Origin of the sequence: Paeniglutamicibacter gangotriensis Lz1y, from assembly GCF_000348945.1 — a bacterium.
GTDB classification, from domain to species: Bacteria; Actinomycetota; Actinomycetes; order Actinomycetales; family Micrococcaceae; genus Paeniglutamicibacter; species Paeniglutamicibacter gangotriensis.
In genome coordinates this window covers 150,441-165,862 of sequence record NZ_AOCK01000006.1, presented here as the reverse complement: position 1 = coordinate 165,862, position 15,422 = coordinate 150,441, and the positions used below count along the sequence as shown (strand labels likewise).

The window sequence follows — 15,422 nt, the reverse complement described above, 5'->3', positions numbered from 1 at the left end:
CGATCCGGCGGGGCTTTTCTTATGGAGGTGCCCCTTGGACTTTGATGCATCCCAGATGTTCCAGCTGGCCGCGGACCTGCAAAAGGTTCCATCCAAGGCGATTCCACTGGCGTCGAAGGTGGTCCGCAAGACCGCCAAGGACATCGAGGGCACTGCCAAGAGTATCGCGCCGGTCGATACGGGCAACCTGAAGAACAGCATCGGCAGTCAGGACGTGGGCCCGCTCGAGGCTGAGGTCCGCGCTACCGCAAGCTACGCGGTCTACCTCGAGGTGGGGACCAGCCGCATGGCCGCTCAGCCCTACATGGGCCCGGCCACCGATAAGCACACGCCGGCGTTCTCCGATGCGATGGCTCAAATCATTGGTGGTGCGCTCTAGTGGTTGACCCAAACGTCCTAGCCGACCTCCTGTTGGCCAAGCTTCGGTCCCTGCCGGACATCGGTGCTCGCGTTTATGACGGGCTGGTCCCGGAGCGTGTGCCCGAGGCTGGCGGGTACATCCGCCCTTACATTGCCTTCCATGCCGGGCTGGCCGCTGATCTACCAGGCGAACGCGACCTAACCGGACTCGTGGACGTCACCGTCGCCGATTGGTCCCCACAGACGACTGTGGTCGGCCCTGACGCCCGCATCTGCCGTATCGCTGCCCAGCAAGTCACCGCAGCACTCACCAACCTGCCCATCGGCGGCGGCTGGCTCATGCCCGACCCCGACGCATTCCGGGTCACCAGACCCCTCCCCGACACCCAGGCCACCCCGGCCCGGGCTTACCTGCCGCTGCAATGGCGGCTCATCACCAATTAGGAGGCCCACCGTGGCAACCCCCAAACAGATCACCGAGCCCGCCGCCCCAGCGGTGGACGCCGCGACCGAACCCGCACAGCCAGCAGCTCAGGTCATCGACATCGACAAGCTCAAAACCCTTGACCCGCGCCGCAAGGTCTTCGTCCGCGACTCCCGAACCGGCCGCAAGATCGACAACCCAGTCCCCGAAACACACCTCGTGATCTTCCCGCACCTGCGTGAAGTCGCTTCCAAGAAGGAAGGCAAATAACCATGGGCCAGAAAATGCTCACCGACGCGAACCGCCATGCCGTGTTCGTTACCGACCTCGCCGACTACCGCGCCCCGAAGGCCAGCGAACTGACCGGCGTTGGCGCCGTCGTGCTGTCCTGCAACGTGACCGCCGCCAACTTCGTCCTTGGCGCCACCGGTGACGACGCTATCAGCGACCCTGCCCTGTGCGCGTCGAGCAACTCGTCCACCCCCGGCCGCACCAACTACGAAGCCGTCATGGATTTCTTCCGCTGGAAGGACGCCATCGACGACATCCCGTGGGAGACCTTCACCTCGAAGGGCATCCACGGGTACATCGTTTCCCGCATTGGGCAGCAGCCCGAAGGCACGAAGGCGCATGAGCACCCGTTCACTGCCGCCGACGAGGTGCAGGTCTACGAGGTTCTCACGAACACCCCGCAGATCCTGTCCCCGGCCGACGCCGGCTATGAGAAGTTCAAGATGAATTTCTCGGTGCAGGACAACGTGGACGAGCGCGCCATCGTGGCCGCCGGAGTCTAACCGCTCCCACAAGACCCCGTGGCGGGGTGTACGTCAGACTCCGCCCCGCCACGGCACCACCCCCCGAGTCTGACGACCCCCAAAGCAATGGAGTCTGACCCATGAGCAAGACAATCCCCGGCGTGCCCGAATCCGTGACCAGAGAGCAATGGCTCTCGTTCTTCACCGCGGCTGGCATTACTCCCGAGCTGACGAAGTCCTTGCGGTTCGAACCGGAAGGCATCTACGCCACCGTGTTCGAGGCAGGCCCCGAGGGCCGCCGAATCGTCACGGACAGCAACGGCTACGCAAAGCACGAAATCTTCATCCCCATCAACGTCGAAACCCCTTCAGGAGTCTGACCATGACTGAAAACCAGAACACCCCCACCGCTGAACTTGACTTCGACGAATGGTTGGCCGGTGGAGAACGCACCACCCACCACGTCACCCTCTTTGGCCGCCTCGACCTCTTGGCTGACATCGAAGAACTCGAAAAGCAGCGGATCCCCTACCAGGCCCCGCCCGAAGGCGACGAAGCTTTGGGCGGCGAAACCGACCCGAACACCGAACTTGATGCCAAGATCGCGGTGCTCGAGGCACAGGTCTATGCGTCCAAGCGCGAGTTCCGAGTTTCCGCCATCACCGGCAACGAAGAGCTGGACCTCTTGGACCAGATCCGCAAGGACCTCGCCAAGGAGATTGAAGCGGCCGCCGCGGAAGGCCGCCGGGAAGCGAAGACCACGGCAAAGCTCATGGACATCACAGCTCCCGCGGACATCAACGCACTCGCACGCACCGGCGCCAACGAGAAAACGAATGAAGTCGTCTCCCGAGAGCTTCGCGTTCGCAAGATCGCGATGGCCGCAAAGACCCGCATCAAGGGTGATTGGGCGCCGATCAGCCGGGACCAGGTGGAGCGCATGCTCACCGTCCTTGGTGATGCTCAGATGGGCCTCATTGCTGACGCCGTCATCGCATCCTCGGATGATGTGCCGTTGGTGACTGTCCCAAAATCGTAGAGGCCCTCACGCGCCCGCGCTGGCAACACCTGATCGATTTGGTGGAGACAGCGCGGGCGTGCACCATTCCCGTGACCGTGCTTTTGGGCGTGCGGGAGCAAGACGGGAAGTACAACGACCGCGACCGGATCATGCAGATCGCGTACACCAAGTACCTGAACAGCCTGTGCAACGGCTGCGGGTTGCCGCACTCCATGGTCCGCGGGGACGAGAACGTCGGCCGCATCGAATGGCACGACGACGCCATCTGCCACGGATGCGCCGCCCGGGAATCACTGGCCGAGGACAAGAACCGAACGAAGTACCCCGGCCAGCTGATCTACCCGGTGGACACGCAGGCTTAGGCGGCTGGAGTCTCCCGGCGCCGGCCAACACCAACCAGCAGTGCGACCAGCCCGGCGAGGGCCACAAGGATCGCGAAGCCCTGCAGCCCAGGCGCATCCCCATAACCGCCGACCAGTGCGAACGCGATTGCCCATAACGAGCATTGCGAGTCCGGTCATCATCGTGTTGTGGCCGCGCTTGTGCTGCACATTCCCACTCGTGTTTGTCATGCCGCAAGCATCCCATGTCGGGGTGACGAAAACTAAATATTGGAGGCCCTGCGTTGGCAACTCGTGACGTGACAGTTCGCATCAAGGCCGAGATCGGTTCATTCAAGCGTGACATGCTGGTCGCCGCCGGCGCCGCCCGCAAGGCCGCTGCGGAAACTGAGGCAGCCAGCACGAAGGCCAGCTCCGGCATCGGCAAACTTGGCCGCGTCGCTGGCATGCACGAGCAGGCCTGGGGGCAAGTCTCCACTGGCCTTGTCGCTGGCGGTGTTGCTGCAGCTGGTGGCGTCGCACTGGTGACGAAGGCCGCGATCGATTGGGAGTCGGCCTGGACCGGTGTCAAGAAGACCGTGGATGGCACACCGAAGCAACTGGCCGAGGTTGAAGGTGGGCTGCGTGAACTAGCACGCACTCTCCCCTCCACTCACACCGAGATTGCCGCCGTAGCTGAGGCCGCAGGCCAGCTGGGTATCAAGACTGGGGACGTCGTTAGTTTCACTAAGACGATGATCGACCTCGGCGAAACCACGAACCTTTCAGCTGAGGAAGCCGCAACCGGCCTCGCCCGGTTCTCCAACATCATGGGCACCAGTGCATCGGATGTTGACAGGCTCGGCTCAACACTCGTCGGCCTGGGCAATAACTACGCCACCACTGAGTCCGAAATCCTAGCCTTGTCGATGCGTCTCTCCGGTGCTGGCCGACAGGTGAACCTCTCTGAGGGTGAAGTCATGGGCCTGTCTGCTGCCATGTCTTCGGTGGGTATTGAGGCTGAGGCTGGCGGCTCTGCCATGTCCCTGACGATGAAGCGCATTGGCAAGGCTGTCGATGGCGGCGATGAGGCACTGTCTTCGTTTGCGGAGACCGCGGGCATGTCTGCCGACCAGTTCTCCACCATGTGGAAGGACGATGCCGCAGGGGCACTAGAAGCGTTCGTTGGTGGCCTTGGTGCAGCTGGCGAGCAGGGCGAATCCGTCAACGGGATCCTCACCGAACTGGGCATCACTGGCATCCGCGAATCGGATGCACTCCTTCGCTTGTCGGCATCGGCTGGCATCATGGGCGACGCCATGGCGCAGGGCAACAAAGAGTTTGAAACGAACAACGCACTGCTCGAGGAAGCAGACAAGCGCTACAGCACCACCGAATCGAAGATCAAGGCCGCACTCTCTAGCATTCAAGACTCTGCCATCACGTTCGGTGGCGTCATGCTGCCTGTGGTTGCTGGTGTCTCTGAGGGTGTCGCTGGGATTGCTACCGCGTTCTCGAAGATCCCTGCCCCCATTGCTGGGGCCCTGACTGTCATCACTGGCTTCCTTGGTGTTGGTGCGCTCGTTGCTGGTGTTGGCATGAAGATGGTCGGCTCGTTCACTTCCACAGTGGGCGGCCTGAAAGCATTGGGCCTCGAGTTCCCTGGGCTCACCGGCAAGATGGAGAAGTTCGGCAACGCTGCCCCCGGTGTCGCGAAGAAGTTCGCGAAGTTCGCTGGTGCAGCTGTCGCCATTGGTGCTGTCACGGTTGCTGTTGCGAAGCTCGCCGAAGCATCCTACATGTCCAAGATCGACGAGGGCATGGGCCGTGTTGATCGTGCGATGGCAAAAATCATTCATAATGCGCCGGATGCCTCGGACGCGCTCGATGGGCTGTTCAAGAACAAGGCAGGCGAAGGCCTCACCAGTGACATTGACAGTCTCGGTAGTGCTATTGATCGCACGTTCAACAAGACCGCTGGGCAGAAGTTCAACGACTGGGGCGAAAACCTCGTCACCTCCACCATTGGTGTCAAGGGATCTTTGGCGATCACCGAAGAAGCTTTCGGGCGTATCGATCAGTCCCTCGCTGACCTTGTTGGGTCCGGGAACGTTGAGGGTGCGAAGACTGCGTTTGATGGGATCGCTGAGAAGTTTGTGGAGCAGGGCCGCACGGTCGAAGAGGCCAAGGCCATGTTCCCCGGTTACGCTGACGCGCTGGCCGGTGTTGCTGCTGAGGCGGCCAACGCTGGGGGTGGGCTCGAAGCCCTCGGTGGTGCTGCTGAGGGTGTTGCTAGTGGTGTTGGTGCAGCGTTCGCACCGTCCAAGGAAATGGCCGAAGCGCTCGAAGAGATCGGTGTCGCCGCTGACGGTTCCGTGGCGAGCCTGGGCGCGTTCACTGACTACCTGTTCAACTCCGGGCTGGCAATGATGTCATCGAAGGATGCAGCATTCCAGTGGGCCAAGGGCTTGCGGGACATGGACGGCGAAATTAAGAAGATCACCGACTCCCAAGGCAAGATGGGCGCTGTCCTCAACAAGGGCAAGGACGACTTCAATGCCAGCACTGATGCTGGCTATGCGGGGCTGCAGCTCTTCCAAGGGAAACTGCAAGAAGGCATCGCGGTTGCCCAAACTTATGCCGCTGATACCTCCAAGTCGCAGAAGGACGTTGTTGCTCAGTACCAAGCCACCTACGATGCGGGCATCAAGACCGCTGAGGGCTTCGGGATCATGGGCGAGAAAGCTGATGCGTTGGTGCGTTCAACGATGGGCATCCCCGATGATGTGTCGATCAAAACATGGATCGAAGACGAAGCCACCGCGGCCGCTGAGCGGATCACCGGGCAACTCTTGGAGATACCGAAGGACCTGCAAATCAAGGTCATGGTTACCGACGATGGCACCACGAACCTCACTAAAGAGCAGATCGCGGCCATCAAGGGCCAGACCGTTGGTATTGAAGTTACCGACGAGGGCACCGTCCTCACCACGCAGGGCGCGATCAATGGCGTCACCGATGGCGATGCGAAGATCCTAGTGAGCGATGACGGCACAATCACCGTCGTGCAGGGCGGCATCAACAACGTCAAGGATGGGGCCGCCAACGTCAACGTGACCGACAATGGGACCGTCTCGTGGGTCCAGGGCCTGATCAACAGCATCTCTGGCAAGAGCGTCACCATCAACACCCACTACACCAAATCTGGTGCAGTGGGTGGACAGAGCGGTCCCGGCGCCAAGGCAACGCCTGGCCGTGATGCGGCCAAGGCGCGTGGTGGCCGCGCTCCGGGGCTTGCTGACGGCGGCCGTGTCCCTCGTACGGGGCTTGGCACGGATAAGGTCATGGGCATCAACTCGGATGGCATCCCGCATGTGTGGGTGGATGATCGGGAGTGGGTGATCAACCGCCGGTCCTCAGACAAGCATGATGACCTGCTGAACGCGATCAACCGGGACGATCCACGAGTTGACCAACTCAAGGGTCTGGCCGGGCTCGCCGGTGGGGGCCGCGCCGGTTCTTACACGGTCAAGCGCGGTGACACGCTGTCCGGGATCGCCAGGCAGTTCGGGACCACGTGGCGGGAACTCCAGCGGATCAACAAGATCCAAAACGAGGACCTGATCTACGCGGGGCAGACCATCGATCTGCCTGGCGGCGCAAGCAAGGCGAAGGCCAAGCCGGCCCCCGCCCGCTCCTACTCGACCTCCCGGACCGGGTGGGCGGAGAAGGAACGCGACCAGGACGCCCGCGAGGTCAAGGCCGCCACCGCGGAACTGACCGCAGCCAAGCGGACGAAGAACGACAAGAAAATCGCCGCGGCCGAGAAGAACCTCGACAAGGCGAAGAAGTCCTACGACGATTCCAAGGAACGAGTCGTCCGGCTCCGGGAGAAGGAATTCGACCTACGCCGGGACTTGAAGCGCGGGAACATCGTCGATGCTTTCACATCCGGGTCGGGAATGTCTGTGGTGGATCAGCTCTTTGACCAGTCCAACAACAAGGACCTATCGAAGAAGCAACGCGCCACACTGCGGTCCACGGCATACAGCATGGAATCGCAGCTGCTGAAACTGGAGAAGCAGTCGGATAAGTTGTCCGTTTCCTTGGGCAAGGCGGCCGATAAGCGCGACGACCTGCTCTCGGCCCGCAATGGTGTCAGGGATTCCATGGTCGGCGCGTTCGACCTGGGCGGGCTGGCAGGGCAGAAGGATGCCTACGGCTACGACACCAGCGTGGGCAAGAAGGGCTTGCTGAATTACGGGAAGTCCATGGCGTCCGGTGCGAAGAAGCTGTCATCCAAAGTGGCCGCTTTGCAGAAGGCCGGTTTCCATCCGTCGATGATCGAGCAAGTCATCAGCGAATGGACCAGCTCGGGAACCTTCGAGTTGGCCGACGCAATGCTGTCCATGAACAAGTCCGAACGCTCGTCTTTCAACAGCTCGTTCAAGAGCGTGGAGCGGTACGGACTGTCCACGGGCACATCGCTGACCAACGCAATGGCCAAGGGCGGCATCAACGCCGCCGAAGGTCTCGTGAAGGGGCTCACCTCTCAGCAAAAGAAGGTCGATAACGCCTTCTACAAGCTGGGCAAGGACGCGGAGAAGTCGTTCAAGCGGTCACTCGGGATCAAATCGCCTTCCACGGTGATGTTTGGTGCTGGTGTGAACGTGGGTGAGGGTGCCGAGTTGGGCATCTTGTCCAAGGTGTCAGACGTGCAGGGCGCAATGGGCTTGCTTGCCGAGGCGCCTGCATTCGCGGTGCCACCATCGGCTGAGGTTGCCCGGTACGCTGCACAACCCCCCGCGTCGGCGGGCGTGGTCATTGACTACGACCGGTTGGCTCAAGCCATGACCAGTGTTCAGCTGAATGCCAACTTGCAGATCGATCGCAAGCAGGCGGGCACGTTGGTGCAGGCTGGCCAGAAGTTCAACGGAAATCATTAGGAGGGCCGGATGGCCGCATTTTTGTTTGGCCCTCTCGGGGGCATGGTTCCGTTGAAGGTGTCCCGCGGGGTGACTGATAGCCCGGCGCGCACGATGTCGGAGCTGGTCACGTCGGGGGGTGTGCGCTACGTCCAGCGCGGACGGCGCGCACCCCGTACATGGCAGGTTGGCCGGGCCTATGAAGGCCCGGGATGGGCGGCGCTCCTTGCGGACGCCGCCCACGGGCTTCTGGGCCAGTGCTGGCTCTACGATGTGGCCGCGGCGCGGGAGAATATGGTCCCTGCCGAGAAGTCGGCCGGGGTCGGGCTTCCTGTCTTGGTGGATGGTCGTCCGATGGGGGCACTTCCCGTGGGGCACGCCGTGACGGTGCAGGTCTTGGCTGGCCGCACCTATACGGTGTCGCTCTGGTCCGCAGCGGCGGCCGGGTCCACGGTGGCGTCCTTCCTGCGCAGCCCCAACCTGCTCGCCCTGGTCAAGGCCCCGCCGGGCACTGGTTCACGGTCCTGCGCTGCAAGCTTCACCCCGCTGGCCGACGGGGTCGTAACCGTCACCGTATCGGCGGGCGGGGCATCCGGCTTGCGGGTCCACGAAGGCGGCCCGGACGGGCGGTTCTTCTCCGGGCATGGAACCCCATGCAAGGTGGCGGTGCAGGACCCGCAGCGCACCTTGGAACTGGTAGTTGACCGAGAGACAAGATCTGCATATCAGGTCACTTTGATGGAGGTCGGGAAACCCGGCACCGTTTGATTCCTTGGAGGAACCATGCAGGAAAAGCCAGCTGGCTGGCCCCTTGAGGGCGATGTGGAAACGCTTCCGGAGATCTTCCTGGAGCTGCACGGAAGCCAGTGGCCACCGGCCCGCGGGGACGTGCCACAGGGAACTGCGGAGGTCGGCTCGTGGTCGGTCTCCCAGCAGCTGACCGGCTCCGCATTGCCGGGGCAGGTGCGGGCAGCGTCCGGGCACTCGATCCCCTCCGGGTCCGTGTCTTTCGCCCAGCCCGAAGGAGCCCCGCTGACACCGTGGGCGCGAGGCCCGCTGAACCTGGGCCCGGGTGGCGCCTGCACGCTCTACGCCTCGCACGACGGCGTGGGGCAGGCCCACGGGCTGCGCCTCGGCGGCTTCCACCTGGCACCCATTGCCGGATCTAGCCTGAGCACCACTGTGGATCTGGAGCTGGACGGCGATCCGATCCGGATGCAGAAGCCTTTCACCCTGCGCTGGCGCTACAACACCAAGGCCAGCAGCTTCGCGGAACCGCCCTTTGAGCTGGACGCCTCGTGGGTCATCGACCAGGTCGCCCGCTCCACCGGCTACTACCAGACCCCCGCGCTGGTCACCAGCGCGTTCCTCTCGGTCCCGCTGTGCGGGGGCACGATGGCGGACCGCGGATCCACGATCACGGCGACCGTCGCCGGGTGGGTGGCGGCAGAGCACCAAGCGGGCCTCGGCCCGGGCTCGTCCATCGACGCCAGCCTGTCCACAGTGGTCCCGAACAAGTTCCATATCTCGTGCGACGTGGCCGGCGCAGGTGGGCGGATCATCATCGGCGGAGCGGTCTTCGACTTCTCCTCCACGAAGCTCGATGTCCGCTCCGGGATCACCACGCTGGCCTCGGCCGCGTACCCGGTGGCGTCGGGAACGATTCGCCGGGTGCAGGCCGAGGTCACCCGCACCGGCAACAACCTCGCGGTGCGAGTGCGCTGCGGCTCGGGGGCATGGTCGGCCGCGGCCACCGCGGCCTTCGGCTCGGCTCCGTGGGGCTCCCGCACCGACACCGCCACCATCGACACAACCTTGTCTCCCACGGGCCGCTGGATTCGCGGGATACAGCTGCACGCCGCGGACGATCCCCGGATCTGGATCCCCCCAAAGGCCCAGATCGACATGTCATACTCCCCGATCCACGCGGCCTTCGGCATCGAGAAGGTCACCGCGTGGGAAGTCGTGCAGGACATCGCGGCCAAGACGATGGGCGCCGCTTGGATGACTCCGGGCGGTGTGCTGGTGTACCGCAACGGGGAACGGATGCGCGGCACTGATGCCCCGGTGGAGACCATCGAGGCCCTGGACAAACTGGAGGATCTGGCGTGGGTGATCGACCCGGGCGAGATCGCCGACCGCGTGGAGCTCACTTACACCCCCACGGACGTGGAGACCTCCTACGGGATGAGCACGCTGTGGGAATCGACGGAGACTATCCGGATCCCGGCCCGCAAGACGGTCACCGTCTACGCGGACATCAACGGCACCACCAACGTGCTCTCCCCGTTCGTCCCATTGTGGCCACCCACCGATCCGTCGGTCACCAAGTACGCCGACGGGCGCATGTCCCGCTGGGCCGCAGCCACATCCCCCGACGGTTCCGGTGCGCGGCCGGCAGACAATGCCATCCGGGTCTCTGCGGTGATGGCTGGGGTCTCGCGGGTGAAGATCAGCATCACCAACGCCACCGGCGGCACCCTCTGGCTGGTGGACGGCACCGGCTCCCCCTGCCTGATCCTGCGCACCGGCCTGCACATCGCCCCCGGGGAGCCGGAGACCATCAGCCACGGACCCGCCGTGGAGGACGCACTGAACCCGATCAGCTTGGATGCCGGGGCATGGGTGCAGGATGCGGACGCCGCCCAGCGGATCCTCGACTGGCTCGTCGGGCAAACCAGCACGGCCAAGGCAGTGATCAACTCCGTGCGGGTGAAGCCGGATCTGTCCCGGGAAATCGGCGACGTCATCCGGCTGACCGACGGCCACACCGGACTACGCACCGAGGCCATCATCAGCGGGATCAGTCTGGCTGGGGATTCCACTGGATACACCCAGCACCTTGACCTGGCCCTGCTCGATGTCGCATACCAGGACTTCGACGCATGGCTGGAACGCGAATCCATCACCACGTTCGCGGCCTTCGACACCTGGCTGGCAGCCAACAACATCACCACCTTCGAAGACTTCGATCAGTGGGCCATAGACCTAGGAGGCACCTGGTGACCATCCAAAACCAATTCCCCGACAGCCCCACCCAAGCCTCACCCATGCGCAAGGCTGGGCAGTTCCGGGGATGGTTCACCACCATCACCGACCTGCTCAACGCCATGAGCCCCACGGGCAAGCCCTATTCCACGGACTGGATTGCCGGGCCCAGCAAGGTGGACCGGGTCCTGGCCCTAACCGCCGACTGGCAATGCACGGCCTTCGCCTGTTCCCGGGAGGGGCGGGACGTGGACATGCAAATCAACCTCACCTATGTCGGCGCGCCCGTGAGCGTGCCGGGTAACGGCAACATCACCAACGTCATCATTGGGCAGGTCGATGAGGGCTTCCGCCCCCGCTACATGGGGAGCCTCACCACCGGGCACACCGGCCCCCTGGCAGCCGCAGCCGTCCACAGCGGCGGGGAAATGGCACTGGCCGCCGTCGCCCCGGGCACCACCATCGCCGGAGGAACAGCCTTCACCTTCCAAGGCATGTGGCGCATGGCCTCCGTGGACGCGGCGTAATGGGCACATCATCAAGCGCCCTGCTCCGCACCATGGCAGCGGCCCGCGAATACACTGCCGACGCCACCGGCACCATCGAAGCCCTTGCGGACGTCATCGCCCGTCTGGACGCCATCCAAGCCCAGCTTGCAGATCAGCAGGTCGATGTCGGGGAAATCCAGTCCGCGCTGATCGCCATGCAAACCACACTGGCCGGCATCGTCTCGACCCAGTCAGTGCACACCACGAAGCTGGATGGGATCACCACCACGCAGGCGGCACACACCACTTCCCTGGCAAGCCTTCCCACCATGAAGACCCAGATCCAAGCCATTTACGACGCTGTCGTCACACCGTAGGAGGAACCCCTTTGGGACGCAATATTGAGATCGACGCCCGCCGCGGCGGAGGTGCGCCGCATGAGATCCTTTTCGGCGAGGTCACCATCGAGGCGACCGCGATGCGCCAGGACGGCACGAAGACCGTATTCCCCGCGCCAACGACCATCGGGATCAGCAACGGTGTGGCCGTGCTGGAGAACGTTGACGTGTCCCCCGCCGGACCGGAGCCCGCCTGGGCATACCGGATGACCTTCCGAGACCACATGTCCGGCAGGGGCTGGTCGGAAATGGTGGGCGTTCCCACCGGGACCACCGCGGTGAAGTACCCGACCCTGCCCCGCTTCACCACGGCGATCCCGCCCGAGACCACCAAGGCCGACCTGCAGAACTGGGTGGACACCACCGAGGCAGCAAAGAACACCGCGGTACAGGCCGCGGCGACAGCCACAGCACCCACCGACGCCATGGTCGCGGGCAAAATCAACGACCCCGCAAGCCTCACCGGGACCGCACTATCCGCCGCGATTGTTGGGACAGCCGAGCCAATCGCCAAGCAGGTGGCGAACAATCGCTACCTGTCCCCGTCAGCGGTGGTCTATGAGTCCAAGGCCGACCTCTACCGCACGGCACTGGCGCAGGACGGCTCCACCGTTTACGCATCGCAGACCATCAACGGTACGGGGTTCCCGAAGCTGGACAAGACGTTGGACTGGGGCAAGACCTGGACGACGCTCGGCACTCTGCCGGGGTTCATCTCCTCGCTGGTGAAGCTGGCAAGCGGAACATTGCTCGCATTTGAGGCAACGATCCTGACGCAGGCCAACCAAAACCCGAAGGTGTGGCGTTCCACCGACGACGGAGCAACGTGGACGCACACGTTCACAACCCAGTTCCCGCCGTTCACCAACGGAACCGGCGTCACCGAAGGCACCGACGGTTCGGTGATTATTTCCGAATACGGAAACGTCAACAACATGCAATATAAGATATACCGTTCCACCAACGACGGGGTGAACTTCACGCAGGTCTGGGCGTCCCCATCGGTATCCAGCGGCGGCGACGTTGGGCACATTCACTCCGTCACTTACGACCCCTACGAGGGTTGCCATGTCGCATTCTCCGATCTTGCCAACTTCGCCCAAACCGGACCATTGTGGTTGCGCTCCAACGACAACGGGGCGACCTGGGCAACGTTCGGTATCGCGATTGGCTCGGATACTCCCAATTGTGTGCGACCCATGTTCTTTGAGAACTACATTGGCTGGGGCACGGACAACGAGCGCAACGGACGCATCGGCCGTATCAAGCGTGAGGATTTTTACGCGGGCCGTATGACCGACATTGAGGTTGTCGCCACCGTCAACGGCAAATCCCTGTACTACACGTTCCCGATTCGACAGGGTGTGTGGATGATTACCGTAGCATCGGAAACCATCATGAAGGTCAACGATCCCAACGCGCCGGGCAACTGGGGGCACGAGGTCTACATTGTGGACGAGGACGGTGGCCGAGTGTCCGGTGGCTTTACCCATATGCCACGGACCATCACTCTAGGCGTGTACTCCAACACCAAACCCGCGTTCCCGTCGCACAAGTTTGACGCGCTCGACCACAACGGGCTGACGTTCGTAAATCTTGTGTCGGGTCTTCCGCGTGCCATCGTCACCGTCCCGGTGTCACAGGACTGGCAGATGCCTATGAATCAAGTCGGAACGTGGGGCATGTCCAAGCAGATCCTCCCGAACCGTTACCCACTGTCCTTTGCTAGGGCAGACGGTACGGCAGTGGACACGCTGCGGGTGGAAGAAAACGGGGACCTCGTAATCACCCGCGATGACGTGGCGGTAGGGGCGCGCTCCGAAATCGTAATGACACCCACCGGCCTCACTCGATTCCGTCACGGCGGCGTGCAGGTTGCCTATATGGACGCCGGGCAACTGATCTTCCCCAAGGTCACGCTCGCGGCCACTGGGCTGAATATTAGTGCAGGAGGCGGGACCACGCCCAACGGTGTCCTCACCGCGCCAGCCGGGTCAATCTTCACGAACTGGAACGGGGGGAAGGGAACCACCGCATGGGTCAAAGAATCAGGTACCGGCAACACGGGATGGGTGCCGTTCGGTCACAGCGCCGGGTCAATCCTGCCCGCCGCGCCAATCGTCGGGCAACAGCACTACCTCACCACGCTAGGTAGACCCGTTTGGTGGAATGGCGCAGCGTGGGCGGACGCTATGGGCGTTACCGTCTAGCAGAAACCGAAGCGCCCCTAGCGGGGAGGGTCGCCGGCCTAACCGCCGGCGACCTGCGCCTCGGCATGAGGACCCGGTGGGCCAGCCCACCCCAGGTCAAGACGATCAGGAAAACGATGAGCAACCGGATGCCGGCGCGACCCATGAACAGGTGGAAGCCGCCCCAGAGGATGTCGCTCATGCCTCCTGCAATGATGGCGAAGGCAACGATCGCCAGGAGTGCACGTCTGGAACTTGCGCCACGTGCCACGGCTTGGAAGAAACCAAGGTCAAGCCGCCGGATGAGCCAGCCCAAGACGATCACCATGATGGGCAATCCGAACGCGCCGAAGTTGTAGATGAACTCACCGTGTGTCAGCGCAGCATAGGTCCCGCCGACGTCCGCGAATGCTGGTTCATAGAATCGAGCGAGGACCAGCCCGAATCCCTCGGGTTTATCAGGCCATATGGCCGAAGGGATCAGCGTTACAGCACCAGCGTAGAAGGTGTGGCCCCATGCGAGCGTGACCATCTCCAAGTCACGGAATATGACGGCGAACTGCTCAAGAGGCGCGACGATTGAGCCGATTCCATCAAGTGCCTGGCCGAAGGTTTCCACGCCGAATTCTTCGCGCTGGTCTACGAGATACATCATTGCGGGCGGAATGGCAACGAGGGTCAGCGCTTTGATCCAATAGGTGCGGAACCGGATCGTCAGGATGAACAGTACGGAGAATGCCATGGCGGAAAGGACGAGCCGCCCGAAACCCACGAACACAAACTGCACGTAGAACAGTGCAGCCGCGCCGGACACCATCATCGCCCAGAGCTTGAAGCCGCGACGTCCTCCAATAACGAATGCGGCCGAAACGAGGACCACTCCGGCGAACGCTGCGGGGGCTGCCAGTGAACTGCCAACGCCGGCCCGAGCTGCTACTGCTCCGACAATCATCAACAGAACACCGATCATTCCAGCCCCCCGCACAGTGGACCGCTTCACCGGCCCTAGGGTTGGTGGTTTCATTCTCCGCCAGAAAATGTAGTACATGGCAACGAGACAGAAATACCCAGCTGTAACGGCATCGGCAATGTACCCAACATCGTTACCATTTGTGAGCCAGTAAATGCCCGGGTACCCAACGAAGACCGCGGCACACAGAGAAAAGATCCCCGCCGTAGTCACCATCCGGCGCCCATGAACCAAAAAAACCCATGCGCCAAACCCCATGGTTAGATACGAGAGCGCGGCCAAACGGTTCTCTGGGTCCGGCTCAAGAAACCCGTAGGCCAAGCCGAGCCCAATCCAGAGGACCGCGCCAGGTATCTCCAACCTGCCGACATCGAAGCGCTTCGGGGGCAAATACTTACTCATGAATCTAGAGTGCAAAAATTGGCAGAAGTATCCACAGCAGACCAACAGTGACGACGATCGTACCCAGATAAAGCATTACGCCCTGTGCGTCCACGTCAGCGAACTCCTTAGTGAAAGTCGTTTACAAATACTCTTTGATAGATTACCGCACCCAGACAAAGACCCCTATTTGACGAAACCCC

At 62.7% G+C, this 15,422-nt stretch carries 14 protein-coding genes; 13 read left to right on the top strand and 1 reads right to left on the bottom strand.

What is annotated here, in order from left to right:
- Positions 1-34 precede the first annotated feature (34 nt).
- The 13 genes from ADIAG_RS11515 (at position 35) to ADIAG_RS11455 (ending at position 13,889) form a co-directional block, all read left to right on the top strand.
- The gene (locus ADIAG_RS11515) at positions 35-379 is read left to right on the top strand and encodes an HK97-gp10 family putative phage morphogenesis protein (RefSeq protein ID WP_007271545.1); all 345 of its coding nucleotides are present in this window, start codon (positions 35-37) and stop codon (positions 377-379) included.
- Entirely contained in the window at positions 379-804 is a 426-nt protein-coding gene (locus ADIAG_RS11510; protein WP_007271544.1) for a hypothetical protein, read from the top strand. The genes ADIAG_RS11515 and ADIAG_RS11510 overlap by 1 nt, the downstream gene beginning before the upstream one ends.
- 10 nt (positions 805-814) lie before the next feature.
- The gene (locus tag ADIAG_RS11505; RefSeq protein ID WP_007271543.1) at positions 815-1,054 is read left to right on the top strand and encodes a hypothetical protein; all 240 of its coding nucleotides are present in this window, start codon (positions 815-817) and stop codon (positions 1,052-1,054) included.
- 2 nt (positions 1,055-1,056) lie between these two features.
- On the top strand, positions 1,057-1,578 hold the full coding sequence (locus ADIAG_RS11500; RefSeq protein ID WP_007271542.1) for a phage tail tube protein: 522 nt from the start codon (positions 1,057-1,059) through the stop codon (positions 1,576-1,578).
- 101 nt (positions 1,579-1,679) lie between these two features.
- Positions 1,680-1,919, top strand: a complete 240-nt coding sequence (locus ADIAG_RS11495; RefSeq protein ID WP_007271541.1) for a hypothetical protein — start codon at positions 1,680-1,682, stop codon at positions 1,917-1,919.
- A 2-nt stretch (positions 1,920-1,921) separates the two neighbouring features.
- Complete coding sequence (locus ADIAG_RS11490; RefSeq protein ID WP_007271540.1) at positions 1,922-2,578, top strand: hypothetical protein; 657 nt, start codon at positions 1,922-1,924, stop codon at positions 2,576-2,578.
- 71 nt (positions 2,579-2,649) lie between these two features.
- Positions 2,650-2,922 carry a hypothetical protein gene (locus ADIAG_RS11485; protein ID WP_007271539.1) on the top strand — a complete coding sequence of 91 codons (273 nt, stop codon included), beginning with the start codon at positions 2,650-2,652 and terminating at the stop codon, positions 2,920-2,922.
- A 263-nt stretch (positions 2,923-3,185) separates the two neighbouring features.
- Positions 3,186-7,826, top strand: coding sequence for a phage tail tape measure protein (locus tag ADIAG_RS20265; RefSeq protein WP_007271538.1), 4,641 nt, complete (start codon positions 3,186-3,188; stop codon positions 7,824-7,826).
- Between the two features lie 9 nt (positions 7,827-7,835).
- Entirely contained in the window at positions 7,836-8,573 is a 738-nt protein-coding gene (locus tag ADIAG_RS11475; protein ID WP_007271537.1) for a hypothetical protein, read from the top strand.
- A 15-nt stretch (positions 8,574-8,588) separates the two neighbouring features.
- Positions 8,589-10,811, top strand: coding sequence for a hypothetical protein (locus ADIAG_RS11470; protein ID WP_007271536.1), 2,223 nt, complete (start codon positions 8,589-8,591; stop codon positions 10,809-10,811).
- Positions 10,808-11,320 carry a hypothetical protein gene (locus tag ADIAG_RS11465; RefSeq protein WP_007271535.1) on the top strand — a complete coding sequence of 171 codons (513 nt, stop codon included), beginning with the start codon at positions 10,808-10,810 and terminating at the stop codon, positions 11,318-11,320. The genes ADIAG_RS11470 and ADIAG_RS11465 overlap by 4 nt, the downstream gene beginning before the upstream one ends.
- The gene (locus ADIAG_RS11460; RefSeq protein WP_007271534.1) at positions 11,320-11,658 is read left to right on the top strand and encodes a hypothetical protein; all 339 of its coding nucleotides are present in this window, start codon (positions 11,320-11,322) and stop codon (positions 11,656-11,658) included. The genes ADIAG_RS11465 and ADIAG_RS11460 overlap by 1 nt, the downstream gene beginning before the upstream one ends.
- Before the next feature lie 11 nt (positions 11,659-11,669).
- On the top strand, positions 11,670-13,889 hold the full coding sequence (locus ADIAG_RS11455) for a sialidase family protein (protein WP_007271533.1): 2,220 nt from the start codon (positions 11,670-11,672) through the stop codon (positions 13,887-13,889).
- On the opposite strand, the gene ADIAG_RS11450 is transcribed toward ADIAG_RS11455, so the two are convergent.
- On the bottom strand, positions 13,879-15,240 hold the full coding sequence (locus ADIAG_RS11450) for a hypothetical protein (protein ID WP_007271532.1): 1,362 nt from the start codon (positions 15,238-15,240) through the stop codon (positions 13,879-13,881). The two genes, ADIAG_RS11455 and ADIAG_RS11450, sit on opposite strands and share 11 nt — an antisense overlap.
- Positions 15,241-15,422 lie beyond the last annotated feature (182 nt).

Coding starts and splice junctions, on each gene's coding strand:
- ADIAG_RS11490 (WP_007271540.1), top strand. CDS start 1,922: ATGACTGAAAACCAGAACACCCCCACCGCTGAACTTGACTTCGACGAA.
- ADIAG_RS11460 (WP_007271534.1), top strand. CDS start 11,320: ATGGGCACATCATCAAGCGCCCTGCTCCGCACCATGGCAGCGGCCCGC.
- ADIAG_RS11500 (WP_007271542.1), top strand. CDS start 1,057: ATGGGCCAGAAAATGCTCACCGACGCGAACCGCCATGCCGTGTTCGTT.
- ADIAG_RS11495 (WP_007271541.1), top strand. CDS start 1,680: ATGAGCAAGACAATCCCCGGCGTGCCCGAATCCGTGACCAGAGAGCAA.
- ADIAG_RS11475 (WP_007271537.1), top strand. CDS start 7,836: ATGGCCGCATTTTTGTTTGGCCCTCTCGGGGGCATGGTTCCGTTGAAG.
- ADIAG_RS11450 (WP_007271532.1), bottom strand. CDS start 15,240: ATGAGTAAGTATTTGCCCCCGAAGCGCTTCGATGTCGGCAGGTTGGAG.
- ADIAG_RS11470 (WP_007271536.1), top strand. CDS start 8,589: ATGCAGGAAAAGCCAGCTGGCTGGCCCCTTGAGGGCGATGTGGAAACG.